Source organism: Pseudomonas sp. BS-2016, from assembly GCF_001806145.1.
Lineage (GTDB): Bacteria > Pseudomonadota > Gammaproteobacteria > Pseudomonadales > Pseudomonadaceae > Aquipseudomonas > Aquipseudomonas lundensis.
In genome coordinates this window covers 69,680-85,893 of sequence record NZ_MLCT01000013.1, presented here as the reverse complement: position 1 = coordinate 85,893, position 16,214 = coordinate 69,680, and the positions used below count along the sequence as shown (strand labels likewise).

Sequence of the window (16,214 nt, the reverse complement as noted above, 5' to 3'; positions counted from 1 at the left end):
CACTTATCCCATCCCCTCATGGCCACATGACCACAGACTTTTGATTCTCTGTACAGTACGTAAAATAAGGCCTTCAAAGATCTATCCACAGAAAAGTAGCTGCATAGAAATAAACATAAAAACAAAGCTTTAATAAATTTCTTCTTTATTTATTTTTCTATCTTGCCTTATCCACAGCTGGTTAAATTTTGTGCAAAGGGTTCTTTAAGAAGGGCGAAGTCCCTATACTTCGCGGTCTATCCAAAACTCCCTAGAAACAGGCACGAGGTGCGTGGTGAATTTCCCTTCCCGTTTTGCAGTGATCGTCATCGGCGGCGGTCACGCCGGAACCGAGGCTGCACTTGCTTCAGCGCGCATGGGCGTAAAAACCCTGTTGCTGACCCACAACGTGGAAACCCTCGGGCAAATGAGCTGCAATCCTGCAATCGGCGGGATCGGCAAAAGTCATCTGGTTAAAGAAATCGACGCCCTCGGCGGCGCGATGGCGACGGCTACCGATAAAGGCGGTATCCAGTTCCGCGTACTCAATGGCCGCAAAGGTCCTGCGGTGCGGGCAACACGTGCTCAGGCGGACCGCATCCTGTACAAGGCCGCAGTACGTGAAATCCTCGAAAACCAGCCCAACCTGTGGATATTTCAACAGGCCGCTGATGATTTGATCGTTGAACAGGATCAGGTACGTGGCGTTGTGACCCAAATGGGTCTGCGTTTCATGGCCGATGCCGTGGTGTTGACCACCGGCACATTCCTGGGCGGACTTATCCACATCGGTATGCAGAACTATTCGGGCGGACGCGCGGGTGATCCGCCGTCTATCGCCTTGGCTCAACGCCTGCGTGAGTTGCCTTTGCGGGTGGGACGCTTGAAAACCGGCACGCCGCCGCGTATCGATGGCCGCTCTGTCGATTTTTCGGTCATGACCGAACAGCCTGGGGATACGCCGATTCCGGTGATGTCGTTCATGGGCAACAAGGAACAGCACCCGGCGCAGGTCAGTTGCTGGATTACCCATACCAACGCGCGGACTCACGAAATCATTGCCGCCAACCTTGATCGTTCACCGATGTATTCGGGGGTGATCGAAGGTATCGGGCCGCGTTATTGCCCCTCCATCGAAGACAAGATCCATCGCTTTGCCGACAAAGAAAGCCATCAGGTCTTCATCGAACCGGAAGGCTTGACCACCCACGAGCTGTACCCGAACGGGATTTCCACTTCCTTGCCGTTCGATGTGCAAATTCAGATCGTGCAATCGATTCGCGGTATGGAAAACGCCCACATCGTGCGTCCGGGTTATGCCATCGAGTACGACTATTTCGATCCGCGAGACCTGAAATACAGCCTTGAAACCAAAGTGATCGGCGGTTTGTTCTTCGCCGGTCAAATCAACGGTACTACCGGTTACGAAGAAGCCGGCGCCCAGGGTTTATTGGCGGGAACCAACGCCGCGTTGCTCGCACAAGGCAAAGAAAGCTGGTGCCCGCGTCGCGATGAAGCCTACATCGGCGTCTTGGTCGATGACCTGATCACCTTGGGCACTCAGGAACCGTACCGGATGTTTACCTCCCGGGCGGAATACCGTTTGATCCTGCGTGAAGACAACGCCGACATGCGCTTGACTGAGAAAGGCCGTGAGTTAGGGCTGGTCGATGACGCTCGTTGGGCAGCTTTTTGCGACAAGCGCGAAAGCATTGAGCGCGAAGAACAGCGCTTGAAAAGCACTTGGGTTCGTCCAGGCACGGAACAAGGCGACGCCATTGCTGCCAAATTCGGTACGCCGCTTACCCATGAGTACAACTTGCTGAATTTGCTGACCCGTCCTGAGATCGACTACGCCGGTTTGGTTGAAGTGACTGGGCAGGGCGCTATTGACCCGCTGGTTGCTGAGCAAGTTGAAATCAAAACCAAATACGCGGGCTACATTGATCGCCAACAGGATGAAATAGCCCGGCTGCGGGCCAGTGAAAATACCAAATTGCCTGTGGATATCGATTACACGACCATCTCCGGTCTGTCGAAAGAGATCCAGAGCAAGCTGGGTGCCACACGCCCCGAAACACTGGGTCAGGCTTCGCGGATTCCCGGCGTCACTCCGGCTGCGATTTCCCTGTTGATGATTCACCTGAAAAAACGCGGCGCAGGCCGCACGTTGGAGCTAAACGCTTGAGTTCGCTGGTCACTGCACAACATGCCGAAGAGTTATCCACAGGTGCACGCCTGCTGGGCGTCAATCTGACCGAAACCCAGCATCAGCAACTGCTGGGTTATCTGGCCCTGTTGATCAAATGGAACAAGGCTTACAACCTCACGGCTGTGCGTAACCCTGACGAGATGGTGTCGCGCCATTTGCTCGACAGCCTGAGCGTGATGTCTTTCATCGAAAACGGCCGTTGGCTGGACGTCGGCAGCGGAGGCGGCATGCCCGGCATCCCTCTGGCGATTTTGTTCCCGGACTCCCAAGTCACGTGTCTGGACAGCAACGGCAAGAAAACCCGTTTTCTGATCCAAGTGAAACTTGAGCTTCAGCTGGGCAATCTTCAGGTTATCCACAGTCGGGTTGAAGAATATCAACCTGAGCTGCCGTTCAATGGCATTGTGTCCAGAGCTTTCAGCAGCATGGAGAACTTCACTCATTGGACTCGCCATCTGGGCGCCAGCGAAACACGCTGGTTGGCCATGAAGGGCGTTCATCCTGCTGATGAGCTGGTAGCATTGCCCACTGATTTTCGTCTAGATAGCGAACACGCCTTGACCGTACCGGGTTGCCAAGGCCAACGCCATCTGCTGATACTGCGCCGCACGGCATGATTGGGAACGCACGCAAGAATGGCTAAGGTATTCGCAATAGCGAACCAAAAGGGTGGTGTGGGTAAGACCACCACCTGTATCAACCTCGCGGCATCGCTGGTCGCTACCAAGCGTCGGGTGTTGTTGATCGACCTTGATCCACAAGGCAACGCCACCATGGGTAGCGGTGTGGATAAGCATGGTCTTGAAAATTCGGTATACGACCTGTTGATCGGTGAGTGCGATTTGGCCCAGGCCATGCACTATTCCGAGCACGGTGGTTACCAGTTGCTGCCGGCCAACCGGGATCTCACCGCGGCGGAAGTCGTGCTGCTTGAGATGCAGATGAAAGAAAGCCGTCTGCGTACAGCGTTGGCACCGGTTCGAGAAAGTTACGATTACATCCTGATCGATTGCCCCCCGTCACTGTCGATGCTGACCTTGAACGCGCTGGTGGCTGCCGATGGCGTAATTATCCCCATGCAGTGCGAATACTTTGCGCTGGAAGGGTTGAGCGACCTTGTGGATAACATCAAGCGCATCGCAGAACTGCTGAACCCTAACCTGAAGGTCGAGGGCCTGCTGCGCACCATGTACGATCCGCGCCTGAGCCTCATGAACGATGTATCTGCCCAGCTCAAAGAGCATTTCGGCGGTCAGCTCTATGACACGGTGATCCCGCGCAACATTCGTTTGGCCGAGGCTCCGAGTTACGGAATGCCGGCGCTGGCGTATGACAAAAATTCCCGTGGCGCGATTGCTTACCTGGCCCTGGCGGGCGAGTTGGTTCGTCGTCAACGTCGTAGCTCCCGCCCTGTTCAGCCAACTTAAGGAAATCCCATGGCCGTCAAGAAACGAGGTCTAGGACGCGGACTGGATGCACTGCTCAGTGGTCCTACGGTCAGCTCGCTGGAAGAACAAGCGGTCAAGGTTGATCAGAGTGAATTGCAGCATTTGCCACTGGACCTGATCCAGCGCGGTAAATATCAACCGCGCCGTGACATGGACCCGCAAGCCCTCGAAGAACTTGCCAACTCGATCAAATCCCAGGGCGTGATGCAGCCGATCGTGGTGCGCCCGATTGATGGCAACCGCTTTGAAATCATCGCGGGCGAACGTCGCTGGCGTGCCAGCCAACAGGCGGGCAAAGAGACCATCCCGGCGATGGTGCGTGATGTACCGGACGAAACCGCCATCGCGATGGCATTGATCGAGAACATTCAGCGCGAAGATCTCAATCCGATCGAAGAAGCCATTGCCTTGCAGCGTTTGCAGCAAGAGTTTCAACTGACTCAACAACAAGTGGCTGATGCGGTGGGTAAGTCCCGCGTGTCTGTGGCTAACTTGTTGCGTTTGATTTCCCTGCCTGAGGTGATTAAAACCATGCTGTCGCACGGTGACCTTGAAATGGGTCATGCCCGTGCGTTGCTCGGTTTGCCGGAAATTCAGCAGGTTGAAGGGGCGCGACACGTTGTCGCACGCGGACTGACCGTACGTCAGACCGAAGCGCTGGTGCGTCAGTGGTTGAGCGGCAAACAGGAGCCTGCCGAACCGGTTAAACCTGATCCGGACATTGCGCGTCTGGAACAGCGACTGGCTGAACGCCTAGGCTCTGCGGTGCAGATCCGCCACGGAAAGAAGGGAAAGGGCCAATTAGTAATTGGTTACAATTCTCTGGATGAGCTCCAGGGTGTGCTTGCACACATCCGCTGAAACAATTCCTCGTGTAGCGCGCAGTCGGAAATCACTACCTGACAGTTGAATAGGGGATTAAGCGCCCCTATACTCTGCGCGCATTTTGTCGGCACAAATTATGCCAAGTTATTACTTTTGGCAGCCGACCTTTGAGGAGCAGATGTGATGGAAACACGCACGCCAAACCGCTTGCCGTTCCATCGCCTGGCGGTTTTTCCGGTTTTACTGGCTCAATTTGTCGTTTTATTGCTGGCTGCTCTGGGGCTCTGGCAATGGCATGGAGTCGTCGCCGGATATTCGGGACTCTGCGGAGGCCTGATTGCTTTGCTACCCAATGTGTATTTTGCTCACAGAGCTTTCCGGTTTTCCGGCGCTCGAGCAGCGCAAGCCATCGTGCGGTCGTTTTACGCCGGCGAGGCGGGCAAATTAATTTTGACGGCAGTGCTGTTCGCGCTGACGTTTGCAGGTGTGAAGCCATTGGCGCCGTTAGCAGTATTTGGCGTCTTCGTGCTGACCCAACTGGTCAGCTGGTTCGCTCCCCTGCTAATGAGAACAACACTTTCGAGACCTTAGGGCGTTTGAGGCAACCATGGCAGAAACAACCGCTTCGGGCTATATCCAGCACCACTTACAGAACCTGACCTTCGGGCAGCTACCTGATGGCGGCTGGGGCTTTGCTCACACCGTTGCAGAAGCTAAAGAAATGGGCTTTTGGGCATTCCACGTCGATACACTCGGCTGGTCGCTGTTTGTAGGCCTGATCTTTATCCTCGTTTTCCGCATGGCGGCCAAGAAGGCAACTTCCGGTCAACCAGGCGCACTGCAGAACTTCGTAGAAGTGCTGGTGGAATTCGTTGATGGCAGCGTCAAAGACAGTTTCCACGGCCGCAGCGCTGTAATTGCTCCGCTGGCGCTGACCATTTTCGTGTGGGTGTTCCTGATGAACGCCATCGACTTGATCCCGGTGGACTGGATTCCTCAGTTGGCCATCCTGATCACTGGCGATGAGCACTTCCCGTTCCGTGCCGTACCAACGACTGATCCGAACGCTACCCTGGGCATGGCCCTGTCGGTATTCGCGCTGATCATCTTCTACAGCATCAAGATCAAGGGCATCGGCGGCTTCATCGGCGAACTGACCCTGCACCCGTTTGGCAGCAAGAACATTTTTGTTCAGGCGCTGCTGATTCCGGTGAACTTCCTGCTCGAATTCGTGACGTTGATTGCCAAGCCAATCTCGCTGGCACTGCGTCTGTTCGGCAACATGTACGCTGGCGAGCTGGTGTTTATCCTGATCGCCGTAATGTTCGGCAGCGGCCTGCTTTGGCTTAGCGGTCTGGGCGTGGTGCTGCAATGGGCGTGGGCTGTATTCCACATCCTGATCATCACCTTGCAAGCGTTCATCTTCATGATGTTGACCATCGTTTACTTGTCGATGGCGCACGAAGAGAACCACTAAGGTCCGTTTCGGCGAGCCTGGTGCCCCTCTCGCTTCGGTGAGAGGGTGTCGCAAAATGATTTTGTTTTACCGCTTTAATCTAAAAACCTAAACCATACGACGTAAAAGTCGGGAGGAAAGATGGAAACTGTAGTTGGTCTAACCGCTATCGCTGTTGCACTGTTGATCGGCCTGGGCGCACTGGGTACTGCAATTGGTTTCGGCCTGTTGGGCGGCAAGTTCCTGGAAGGCGCTGCGCGTCAACCAGAAATGGTTCCAATGCTGCAAGTTAAAATGTTCATCGTTGCCGGTCTGCTCGACGCCGTAACCATGATCGGTGTTGGTATCGCACTGTTCTTCACCTTCGCTAATCCCTTCGTTGGTCAACTCGCTGGCTAATCACTCGAATTTTCGAGTTGATTAGAGTGATGGACAACGAACGAGCGAGGTGTTGGCGTGAACATTAATGCAACCCTGATTGGCCAGTCCGTTGCGTTCTTCATTTTTGTACTGTTTTGCATGAAGTTCGTGTGGCCTCCGGTCATCGCGGCATTGCAAGAACGTCAGAAGAAGATTGCGGCTGGACTGGACGCTGCTAACCGAGCAGCTCGCGACCTGGAGTTGGCCCAAGATAAAGCGGGTCAGCAACTGCGCGAAGCTAAGGCTCAAGCAGCTGAAATCATTGAGCAAGCCAAGAAACGCGGTACTCAGATCGTAGACGAAGCCCGTGAACAGGCTCGCGTTGAAGCTGACCGTGTGAAGGCTCAGGCTCAGGCCGAGATCGAACAGGAACTGAACAGCGTCAAAGACGCCCTGCGTACCCAATTGGGTGGCTTGGCTGTTGAAGGTGCTGAGAAGATCCTGGGTGCCACAATCGATCAAAACGCGCACGCGGAGCTGGTTAATAAACTGGCTGCTGAAATTTAAGCGAGGGCGATCATGGCAGAATTGACCACGTTGGCCCGACCTTACGCTAAGGCAGCCTTCGAGCACGCCCAGGCCCACCAGCAACTGGCCTCTTGGTCAGCCATGCTCGGCCTGGCTGCAGCAGTGTCGCAAGACGACACTATGCAGCGCGTGCTCAAGGCCCCGCGACTGACGAGCGCAGAAAAGGCCGCCACATTTATTGATGTGTGCGGCGACAAGTTCACTGTAGAAGCACAGAACTTCATCCATGTCGTTGCCGAAAACGACCGTCTCCCGCTATTGCCGGAGATCGCCGCTCTGTTTGACCTGTACAAGGCCGAACAAGAGAAATCGGTAGACGTTGAAGTGACCAGTGCTTTTGCATTGAACCAAGAACAGCAAGACAAACTCGCCAAGGTTCTCAGTGCACGACTCGACCGGGAAGTGCGCCTGCAAGTTGCGGAGGATGCCAGCCTGATAGGTGGTGTCATCATTCGCGCCGGCGACCTGGTTATCGATGGCTCGGTTCGCGGGAAACTCGCAAACCTTGCCGAAGCATTGAAATCTTGAGTTTGAAGGGGCAGCAGAGCAATGCAGCAACTCAATCCTTCCGAAATAAGTGAAATTATCAAGGGCCGCATCGAAAAGCTCGATGTGACCTCTCAAGCCCGCAACGAAGGCACTGTCGTCAGCGTATCTGACGGCATTGTGCGGATTCACGGTCTGGCCGACGTAATGTACGGCGAAATGATCGAGTTTCCGGGCAGCGTCTTCGGCATGGCGCTTAACCTTGAGCAAGACTCTGTAGGTGCCGTAGTACTGGGCGCATACACGACTCTGGCTGAAGGCATGAGCGCCAAGTGCACCGGCCGCATTCTGGAAGTTCCGGTTGGTAAGGAACTGCTGGGTCGCGTTGTCGACGCACTGGGTAACCCAGTTGACGGCAAAGGTCCGCTGAACAACACCGAGACCGATGCGGTCGAGAAAGTTGCTCCAGGCGTGATCTGGCGTAAGTCGGTAGACCAGCCTGTACAGACTGGCTACAAGGCTGTCGATGCCATGATTCCTGTCGGCCGTGGCCAGCGTGAGCTGATCATCGGTGACCGTCAGATCGGTAAAACCGCTCTGGCGATCGACGCGATCATCAACCAGAAAGACAGCGGCATTTTCTGTGTATACGTAGCGATCGGTCAGAAGCAATCGACCATCGCCAACGTGGTTCGCAAGCTGGAAGAAAACGGCGCGCTGGCTAACACCATCGTCGTGGCTGCCAGTGCTTCCGAATCCGCAGCGCTGCAGTTCCTGGCACCGTACTCCGGTTGCACCATGGGCGAATACTTCCGCGACCGCGGTGAAGACGCGCTGATCGTTTATGACGATCTGTCCAAGCAAGCAGTGGCTTACCGCCAGATTTCCCTGCTGCTGCGCCGTCCACCAGGCCGTGAAGCTTACCCAGGCGACGTGTTCTATCTCCACTCCCGTCTGCTGGAGCGCGCATCCCGCGTTTCGGAAGAATACGTAGAGAAGTTCACCAACGGCGCAGTGACCGGCAAAACCGGTTCCCTGACCGCACTGCCGATCATCGAAACACAAGCTGGCGACGTTTCCGCGTTCGTTCCGACCAACGTGATTTCCATCACTGACGGTCAGATCTTCCTGGAATCGGCCATGTTCAACTCGGGCATCCGTCCTGCAGTGAACGCCGGTGTTTCGGTATCCCGTGTGGGTGGTGCCGCTCAGACCAAGATCATCAAGAAGCTGTCCGGTGGTATCCGTACCGCTCTGGCTCAGTACCGTGAACTGGCGGCATTCGCCCAGTTCGCTTCTGACCTGGACGAAGCGACCCGTAAGCAACTTGAGCATGGTCAGCGCGTTACCGAGCTGATGAAGCAGAAGCAATATGCACCAATGTCGATCGCTGACATGGCGCTGTCGCTGTATGCCGCTGAGCGTGGGTTCCTGACTGACGTCGAAATCACCAAGGTCGGCAGCTTTGAACAAGCGCTGATTGCTTACTTCAACCGCGATCACGCCGATTTGATGGCGAAGATCAACGTGAAGGGTGACTTCAATGACGACATCGACGCTGGCATGAAAGCCGGTATCGAGAAGTTCAAGGCCACCCAAACCTGGTAAGCCGCAGCGGGAGCCGCAAGGCTCCCGCTTGCTAACCTGATAGGTGTTACATGGCAGGCGCAAAAGAGATTCGCAGTAAGATTGCGAGCATCAAAAGCACGCAAAAAATTACCAGCGCCATGGAAAAAGTGGCGGTCAGCAAAATGCGCAAGGCACAAATGCGCATGGCTGCTAGCCGTCCTTATGCGGAGCGCATCCGCCAGGTTATTGGGCATTTGGCCAACGCCAACCCGGAATACCGCCACCCTTTCATGATCGACCGCCCTGTTAAGCGTGTTGGTTATGTTGTAGTGAGCAGTGACCGTGGTTTGTGCGGTGGTTTGAATACCAACCTGTTCAAGGCTTTGGTCAAGGACATGGCGGTAAACCGCGAAAACGGCGCCGAGATTGATCTGTGCGTGGTCGGCAGCAAGGGTGCGGCTTTTTTCCGTAACTTCGGCGGTAACGTCGTCGCTGCCATCAGCCATCTGGGTGAAGAACCGTCGATCAATGATTTGATCGGCAGCGTTAAGGTGATGCTGGATGCTTACCTGGAAGGCCGTATTGATCGCCTGTCCGTGGTGTCCAACAAGTTCATCAACACCATGACGCAACAGCCGACTGTGGAGCAATTGATTCCACTGGTGGCGACCCCGGATCAAGAACTCAAGCACCACTGGGACTACCTCTACGAACCAGACGCCAAAGAGCTGCTTGACGGCTTGATGGTGCGTTACGTGGAATCGCAGGTATACCAGGCGGTGGTCGAGAACAGTGCAGCTGAACAAGCTGCGCGGATGATCGCAATGAAGAACGCCACTGACAACGCCGGTGATTTGATCAGCGATTTGCAGCTGATCTACAACAAGGCGCGTCAGGCTGCGATCACCCAAGAGATCTCGGAAATCGTCGGCGGCGCTGCCGCGGTTTAACGGTTCAAATATTCAGAGGATCCAGCTATGAGTAGCGGACGTATCGTTCAAATCATCGGCGCCGTGATCGACGTGGAATTTCCACGCGAAAACGTACCGAGCATCTATAACGCGCTGAAAGTACAAGGCGCGGAAACAACTCTGGAAGTTCAGCAACAGCTGGGCGACGGCGTTGTTCGTACCATTGCGATGGGTTCCACCGAAGGCTTGAAGCGCGGTCTGGACGTCATCGACACTGGCGCAGCCATCTCCGTACCGGTCGGTAAAGCGACATTGGGCCGGATCATGGACGTACTGGGCAACCCGATCGACGAAGCTGGCCCGATTGACACCGAAGAGCGTTGGGGCATTCACCGTCCTGCACCGTCCTTCGCTGAACAAGCTGGCGGCAACGATCTGCTGGAAACAGGCATCAAGGTTATCGACCTGGTTTGCCCGTTTGCAAAAGGCGGTAAGGTGGGTCTGTTCGGTGGTGCCGGTGTAGGCAAAACCGTAAACATGATGGAACTGATCCGTAACATCGCCATGGAACACAGCGGTTACTCCGTGTTCGCTGGTGTGGGTGAGCGTACTCGTGAGGGTAACGACTTCTACCACGAGATGAAGGATTCCAGCGTACTGGACAAAGTGGCACTGGTTTACGGTCAGATGAACGAGCCGCCGGGTAACCGTCTGCGCGTAGCACTGACCGGCCTGACCATGGCCGAGAAGTTCCGTGACGAAGGTAACGACGTACTGTTGTTCGTTGACAACATCTACCGTTACACCCTGGCCGGTACTGAAGTATCCGCACTGCTGGGCCGTATGCCTTCCGCAGTAGGTTACCAGCCGACCCTGGCCGAAGAGATGGGTACTCTGCAAGAGCGTATCACTTCGACCAAAAGCGGTTCGATCACCTCCATCCAGGCGGTATACGTACCTGCGGATGACTTGACTGACCCGTCGCCTGCAACCACGTTTGCCCACTTGGACGCGACCGTTGTACTGTCCCGTGACATCGCCTCCCTGGGTATCTACCCGGCGGTTGATCCACTGGACTCCACTTCGCGCCAGCTGGATCCGAACGTCATCGGCCAGGAACACTACGACACCGCTCGTGGCGTTCAGTACGTATTGCAGCGTTACAAAGAACTGAAGGACATCATTGCGATCCTGGGTATGGACGAGCTGTCGGAAACCGACAAGCAGTTGGTATCCCGTGCTCGTAAGATCCAGCGTTTCTTGTCTCAGCCGTTCTTCGTGGCTGAAGTCTTCACTGGCGCTTCGGGTAAATACGTTTCCCTGAAAGACACCATTGCTGGCTTCAAAGGCATCCTCAACGGTGACTACGACCACCTGCCAGAACAAGCGTTCTACATGGTCGGCGGCATCGAAGAAGCGATCGAGAAAGCCAAGAAACTGTAATCCCGGCGCCCGGCAACGGGCGCTAATTTAGGTTGAGGCAATCAGATGGCTATGACAGTCCATTGCGATATCGTCAGCGCGGAAGGAGAAATCTTTTCCGGTCTGGTTGAGATGGTGATTGCGCACGGCAGCCTGGGGGATCTTGGTATCGCTCTGGGTCACGCTCCGCTGATCACTGAACTCAAGCCAGGTCCGATCCGCCTGATCAAACAGGGTGGGGAAGCCGAGGTGTTTTACATCTCCGGTGGTTACCTCGAGGTTCAGCCGAACATGGTCAAGGTGCTTGCCGACACCGTGCAACGTGCTGCCGACCTGGATGAAGCCTCCGCTCAGGAAGCCGTCAAGGCTGCCGAGAAGGCCCTGAACGAAAAAGGCGCAGACTTCGATTACGGAGCTGCGGCTGCACGACTGGCCGAGGCCGCAGCTCAGCTGCGCACCGTCCAGCAGATCCGCAAGAAGTTCGGCGGCTAAGCTGCCTGCTTCATTGTGTGATTGATTAAAAAGGGTAGCCTCGGCTACCCTTTTTCTTTTTCCGCGAAATACTTTTGGTCGCATCCGCTGACCACCCAGGATTGGTAGCCAGTCATGTCTCTCGATATCGTAATTCTCGCCGCAGGTCAGGGCACCCGCATGCGTTCGGCCTTGCCCAAGGTTCTGCACCCGGTGGCCGGCAACTCCATGCTGGGTCATGTTATCCACAGCGCCCGCCAACTGAAGCCAAACGGGATTCATGTCGTTATCGGTCATGGGGCGGACAAGGTCCGCGAGCGCCTCGCCGCGGACGATTTGAACTTTGTGCTGCAAGACCAGCAATTGGGCACCGGTCACGCAGTGGCCCAAGCGCTACCCTTTTTGACGGCAGAAAATGTCCTGATCTTGTACGGCGACGTACCGTTGATTGAAGTCGACACGTTGCAGCGGTTGCTCGAGCACGTTACGCCGCAACAGTTGGGCTTGCTCACCGTCAACCTGGATGATCCAACCGGGTACGGCCGCATCGTGCGTGACGCAGCCGGCAAGGTGAGTGCGATTGTTGAGCACAAGGATGCAACTGAAGCCGAGCGCACCATTACTGAAGGCAATACCGGCATCCTCGCCGTTCCGGCCAGCCGTCTGGGTGACTGGATGAGCCGGTTGTCCAATAACAACGCGCAAGGTGAGTATTACCTGACTGACGTGATTGCCATGGCCGTGAACGATGGCTTGATCGTCGCCACGGAACAACCGCACGACGCGATGGAAGTGCAGGGCGCCAATGATCGTAAGCAGCTGGCGGAGCTGGAACGTCATTATCAGCAACGTGAAGCGCGTCGTTTAATGGCGTTGGGGGTCACCCTGCGCGACCCGGCACGCTTCGATGTTCGAGGTGACGTAACCGTGGGACGTGATGTGCTCATCGACATCAACGTTATCCTCGAAGGTCGCGTGGTCATCGAAGACGATGTGGTCATTGGGCCCAATTGCGTGATCAAAGACAGCGTCTTGCGTAAAGGCGTCGTGGTCAAAGCCAACAGCCATCTCGATGGTGCGGTGATGGGCGAGGGCAGTGATGCCGGCCCCTTTGCGCGCCTGCGTCCAGGCAGCGTGCTCGATGCCCGGGCCCATGTGGGTAACTTCGTCGAATTGAAAAACGCCCATCTGGGTGAAGACGCCAAATGCGGCCATCTGACCTACCTTGGGGATGCCGAGGTTGGCGCACGCACCAACATTGGTGCTGGCACCATTACGTGCAATTACGATGGCGCCAACAAGTGGAAAACCGTGCTGGGCGCTGATGTCTTTATTGGTTCCAATAACTCACTGGTAGCGCCTGTGGATATCTTAGACGGAGCAACCACGGCCGCCGGTTCGACCATCAATCAAAACGTCCCGGCTGAACACCTTGCCGTTGGTCGGGCACGGCAGCGCAACATCGAAGGTTGGAAGCGCCCGGTTAAGCAGCCAAAGGCGTAAAGCAGTGTTATCCACACGCTAAATGCGAGCAATGTGGGTAAATTTCTATTTTTACAAATTGCTTAATAATCAATGAGTTATAAAAGCCCTTATCCTCTGGCTGTGGATAAGGGCTTTTTTTATTCATACCGAACGATCCTGAATCACCTCTGGTTATCAGGATTTGAAGAGTTATGCACAGCAAAAACCTCAAAAATTCCGTTGACGTCGAATTCGAGATCAGGTCTCATTGCTTTCGTTATCTTTCGAAACGAAACTTAAGGCGTTTATGTCAAAGCGCAATACTCCACAGCGTAGACACAACATCCTTGGCCTGCTCAATGAGCAAGGCGAAGTCAGTGTGGATGAGCTGGCCAAACGCTTCGAAACTTCAGAGGTTACGATTCGCAAGGATTTAGCCGCCCTCGAAAGTAATGGGCTGCTTTTGCGCCGTTACGGCGGGGCTATCACCTTGCCGCAAGAGTTAGTGATAGACCCGACGCAACCGGTGTCACTGTATAAGCAAGCCATTGCCCGGGCGGCCGTCAATCTGCTCAAAGAACATGCGCGCATCATCATCGACAGTGGCAGCACCACGGCTGCCATGATTCCTCAACTCGGGTTGCAGCCGGGCCTGGTGGTCATGACCAATTCACTTCATGTCGCCAATGCCTTGAGTGAACTGGAACACGAGCCGGTGTTGCTCATGACAGGTGGAACCTGGGACCCGCATTCGGAATCTTTTCAGGGCCAGGTGGCCGAACAGGTGCTGCGATCGTACGACTTTGATCAATTGTTCATTGGCGCTGACGGCATCGACTTGCAGCGCGGCACCACCACGTTCAACGAATTGTTGGGGCTGAGCCGGGTCATGGCAGACGTCGCGCGCGAAGTGATCGTGATGGTGGAGGCCGACAAAATCGGTCGCAAAATACCCAATCTGGAACTGCCCTGGAGCAGCGTCCATACCCTTATTACTGATGATCGCTTGCCTCAAGAAGCGCGCGAACAGATTCAGGCCCGAGGCATAACCTTGTTATGCGCGGCACTTAGTTAGGAGAACGTTATGTGTGGAATTGTTGGCGCAGTCGCTGAACGTAATATCACGGCCATTCTGCTCGAAGGCCTGAAGCGTCTTGAATACCGCGGGTATGACAGTGCCGGTGTCGCTGTTTTCACGAACAACGGCACGCTGGAGCGCATGCGTCGCAACGGCAAAGTGGCAGAGCTTGAACAAGCGCTGGCCGGCGAACCGTTGGTGGGGCGTCTAGGTATCGCTCACACCCGCTGGGCTACACACGGCGCTCCCTGCGAGCGCAATGCGCATCCGCACTTTTCGGGCTCCGATCTGGCAGTCGTGCACAACGGCATCATCGAAAATCATGAAGCCCTGCGCGAACAACTCAAGGGACTGGGCTACGTATTTACCTCGGACACTGACACTGAAGTCATCGCACACCTGCTTAACCATAAGCTCAAAGATAACAACGACCTGACGGCGGCCCTCAAAGCGACCGTCAAAGAGTTGCACGGGGCTTATGGTTTGGCAGTTATCAGTGCCAAACAACCGGACCGTCTGGTTGCTGCTCGCAGCGGCAGCCCACTGGTGATTGGCCTGGGTCTGGGGGAAAACTTCCTGGCCTCTGATCAACTGGCCCTGCGCCAGGTCACTGACCGGTTCATGTACCTGGAAGAAGGCGACATCGCTGAGATCCGCCGCGACAGCGTTCAGATCTGGGATGTGAACGGCCACAGCGTTCAGCGTGAAACCGTGCAGTACAGCGACGGCGCCGAAGCAGCCGACAAAGGCGAGTTTCGTCACTACATGCTCAAGGAAATTCACGAGCAGCCTTCGGTCGTTCAACGCACGTTGGAAAACCGCTTGGGTCAAGACCACGTCTTGGTCCAGGCTTTTGGTCCACACGCGGCCGAACTGTTTGCCAAGGTCCGCAATGTTCAGATCGTCGCCTGTGGCACCAGCTACCACGCTGGCATGGTTGCGCGTTACTGGCTGGAGTCTTTGGCAGGCATTCCTTGCCAGGTCGAAGTGGCCAGTGAATTCCGTTATCGCAAAGTGGTGGTCCAGCCAGACACCTTGTTCGTTTCCATCTCGCAATCGGGCGAGACCGCTGACACGTTGGCCGCTCTGCGCAACGCTAAAGAGCTGGGCTTCCTGGGCAGTCTGGCCATTTGTAACGTTGGCATCAGCTCGCTAGTACGTGAGTCTGACCTGACGCTGCTGACCCAGGCGGGTCGAGAAATTGGTGTGGCTTCCACCAAAGCCTTCACCACCCAACTGGTGGGGCTGTTGCTACTGACGCTGTCGTTGGGGCAAGTACGCGGGACGTTGGAGGAGGGGGTTGAAGCCCAACTGGTAGAAGAACTGCGTCGCTTGCCTGCCCGTCTGGGAGAAGCACTGGCGATGGATGCGACCGTCGAAAAAGTCGCGGAGTTGTTCGCTGACAAACATCACACCCTGTTCCTGGGTCGCGGTGCTCAGTTCCCGGTGGCGATGGAAGGTGCACTCAAGCTGAAGGAAATTTCATATATCCACGCAGAAGCCTATCCGGCCGGTGAGTTGAAACATGGACCGCTCGCGCTGGTGGATAACGACATGCCGGTAGTGACCGTCGCGCCGAATAACGAATTGCTGGAAAAGTTGAAATCCAACTTGCAGGAAGTACGTGCACGCGGTGGCGAGTTAATTGTTTTCGCGGATGAACAAGCGGCCATGACTAATGGGGAAGGCACGCATGTGATTAACATGCCGCACATCCATGACGTACTGGCGCCCATCCTCTACACCATCCCGTTGCAATTGTTGTCGTACTACGTCGCTGTGCTCAAAGGAACGGACGTCGACCAGCCGCGCAACTTGGCGAAATCCGTCACTGTTGAATAAGTGCCCCGACGATAAAAGTCGTTGGTATTAGACAATTAAAATTGTCGCAGGAGTCGGCAGGTCTGCCTTGCCGCCTCCTGCCTTTCCCAACGGGCCGCTCAGG

Annotated in this window: 16 protein-coding genes; all 16 read left to right on the top strand. The window is 55.4% G+C overall.

Going from position 1 to position 16,214, the window contains the following annotated elements:
- Window positions 1-274: 274 nt before the first annotated feature.
- Entirely contained in the window at window positions 275-2,167 is a 1,893-nt protein-coding gene (gene mnmG / locus BKD70_RS02390; protein WP_047279218.1) for a tRNA uridine-5-carboxymethylaminomethyl(34) synthesis enzyme MnmG, read from the top strand.
- Entirely contained in the window at window positions 2,164-2,808 is a 645-nt protein-coding gene (gene rsmG / locus BKD70_RS02385) for a 16S rRNA (guanine(527)-N(7))-methyltransferase RsmG (protein WP_047278997.1), read from the top strand. Before mnmG ends, rsmG begins: the two co-directional genes overlap by 4 nt.
- An 18-nt stretch (window positions 2,809-2,826) precedes the next feature.
- Window positions 2,827-3,618: a ParA family protein gene (locus BKD70_RS02380; RefSeq protein WP_047278999.1), complete on the top strand. Its 792-nt coding sequence runs from the start codon at window positions 2,827-2,829 to the stop codon at window positions 3,616-3,618.
- A 9-nt stretch (window positions 3,619-3,627) separates the two neighbouring features.
- On the top strand, window positions 3,628-4,500 hold the full coding sequence (locus tag BKD70_RS02375; protein WP_047279001.1) for a ParB/RepB/Spo0J family partition protein: 873 nt from the start codon (window positions 3,628-3,630) through the stop codon (window positions 4,498-4,500).
- 147 nt (window positions 4,501-4,647) lie between these two features.
- Complete coding sequence (locus tag BKD70_RS02370) at window positions 4,648-5,055, top strand: F0F1 ATP synthase subunit I (RefSeq protein WP_003437994.1); 408 nt, start codon at window positions 4,648-4,650, stop codon at window positions 5,053-5,055.
- A 16-nt stretch (window positions 5,056-5,071) separates the two neighbouring features.
- Window positions 5,072-5,941 (top strand): F0F1 ATP synthase subunit A, encoded by an 870-nt coding sequence (gene atpB / locus BKD70_RS02365; RefSeq protein ID WP_047279004.1) that lies wholly within the window; start codon window positions 5,072-5,074, stop codon window positions 5,939-5,941.
- Window positions 5,942-6,061: 120 nt separating this feature from the next.
- A complete protein-coding gene (atpE, locus tag BKD70_RS02360) occupies window positions 6,062-6,319 on the top strand; it encodes a F0F1 ATP synthase subunit C (RefSeq protein ID WP_002555987.1) in 258 nt (85 codons plus the stop codon).
- 57 nt (window positions 6,320-6,376) lie between these two features.
- Window positions 6,377-6,847 (top strand): F0F1 ATP synthase subunit B, encoded by a 471-nt coding sequence (locus BKD70_RS02355; RefSeq protein WP_047279006.1) that lies wholly within the window; start codon window positions 6,377-6,379, stop codon window positions 6,845-6,847.
- Between the two features lie 12 nt (window positions 6,848-6,859).
- Window positions 6,860-7,396, top strand: coding sequence for a F0F1 ATP synthase subunit delta (locus tag BKD70_RS02350; protein WP_047279008.1), 537 nt, complete (start codon window positions 6,860-6,862; stop codon window positions 7,394-7,396).
- 21 nt (window positions 7,397-7,417) lie between these two features.
- Window positions 7,418-8,962: a F0F1 ATP synthase subunit alpha gene (atpA, locus tag BKD70_RS02345; RefSeq protein WP_047279010.1), complete on the top strand. Its 1,545-nt coding sequence runs from the start codon at window positions 7,418-7,420 to the stop codon at window positions 8,960-8,962.
- A 50-nt stretch (window positions 8,963-9,012) separates the two neighbouring features.
- Window positions 9,013-9,873: a F0F1 ATP synthase subunit gamma gene (gene atpG, locus BKD70_RS02340; RefSeq protein ID WP_019409117.1), complete on the top strand. Its 861-nt coding sequence runs from the start codon at window positions 9,013-9,015 to the stop codon at window positions 9,871-9,873.
- 27 nt (window positions 9,874-9,900) lie between these two features.
- The gene (atpD, locus tag BKD70_RS02335; protein WP_047279012.1) at window positions 9,901-11,277 is read left to right on the top strand and encodes a F0F1 ATP synthase subunit beta; all 1,377 of its coding nucleotides are present in this window, start codon (window positions 9,901-9,903) and stop codon (window positions 11,275-11,277) included.
- Window positions 11,278-11,322: 45 nt separating this feature from the next.
- Entirely contained in the window at window positions 11,323-11,748 is a 426-nt protein-coding gene (locus BKD70_RS02330) for a F0F1 ATP synthase subunit epsilon (RefSeq protein WP_047279015.1), read from the top strand.
- 114 nt (window positions 11,749-11,862) lie between these two features.
- The gene (gene glmU, locus BKD70_RS02325) at window positions 11,863-13,230 is read left to right on the top strand and encodes a bifunctional UDP-N-acetylglucosamine diphosphorylase/glucosamine-1-phosphate N-acetyltransferase GlmU (RefSeq protein WP_047279017.1); all 1,368 of its coding nucleotides are present in this window, start codon (window positions 11,863-11,865) and stop codon (window positions 13,228-13,230) included.
- 268 nt (window positions 13,231-13,498) lie between these two features.
- Entirely contained in the window at window positions 13,499-14,266 is a 768-nt protein-coding gene (locus tag BKD70_RS02320; RefSeq protein WP_047279019.1) for a DeoR/GlpR family DNA-binding transcription regulator, read from the top strand.
- Between the two features lie 9 nt (window positions 14,267-14,275).
- Window positions 14,276-16,111 (top strand): glutamine--fructose-6-phosphate transaminase (isomerizing), encoded by a 1,836-nt coding sequence (gene glmS, locus BKD70_RS02315; RefSeq protein ID WP_047279020.1) that lies wholly within the window; start codon window positions 14,276-14,278, stop codon window positions 16,109-16,111.
- Window positions 16,112-16,214: the final 103 nt, after the last annotated feature.

Bases quoted from the DNA above. Each gene is read 5' to 3' on its own strand.
- BKD70_RS02380 (WP_047278999.1), top strand. From the start codon at position 2,827: ATGGCTAAGGTATTCGCAATAGCGAACCAAAAGGGTGGTGTGGGTAAG.
- BKD70_RS02375 (WP_047279001.1), top strand. From the start codon at position 3,628: ATGGCCGTCAAGAAACGAGGTCTAGGACGCGGACTGGATGCACTGCTC.
- BKD70_RS02370 (WP_003437994.1), top strand. From the start codon at position 4,648: ATGGAAACACGCACGCCAAACCGCTTGCCGTTCCATCGCCTGGCGGTT.
- atpB (WP_047279004.1), top strand. From the start codon at position 5,072: ATGGCAGAAACAACCGCTTCGGGCTATATCCAGCACCACTTACAGAAC.
- atpE (WP_002555987.1), top strand. From the start codon at position 6,062: ATGGAAACTGTAGTTGGTCTAACCGCTATCGCTGTTGCACTGTTGATC.
- BKD70_RS02350 (WP_047279008.1), top strand. From the start codon at position 6,860: ATGGCAGAATTGACCACGTTGGCCCGACCTTACGCTAAGGCAGCCTTC.
- atpA (WP_047279010.1), top strand. From the start codon at position 7,418: ATGCAGCAACTCAATCCTTCCGAAATAAGTGAAATTATCAAGGGCCGC.
- atpG (WP_019409117.1), top strand. From the start codon at position 9,013: ATGGCAGGCGCAAAAGAGATTCGCAGTAAGATTGCGAGCATCAAAAGC.
- atpD (WP_047279012.1), top strand. From the start codon at position 9,901: ATGAGTAGCGGACGTATCGTTCAAATCATCGGCGCCGTGATCGACGTG.
- BKD70_RS02330 (WP_047279015.1), top strand. From the start codon at position 11,323: ATGGCTATGACAGTCCATTGCGATATCGTCAGCGCGGAAGGAGAAATC.
- glmU (WP_047279017.1), top strand. From the start codon at position 11,863: ATGTCTCTCGATATCGTAATTCTCGCCGCAGGTCAGGGCACCCGCATG.
- BKD70_RS02320 (WP_047279019.1), top strand. From the start codon at position 13,499: ATGTCAAAGCGCAATACTCCACAGCGTAGACACAACATCCTTGGCCTG.
- glmS (WP_047279020.1), top strand. From the start codon at position 14,276: ATGTGTGGAATTGTTGGCGCAGTCGCTGAACGTAATATCACGGCCATT.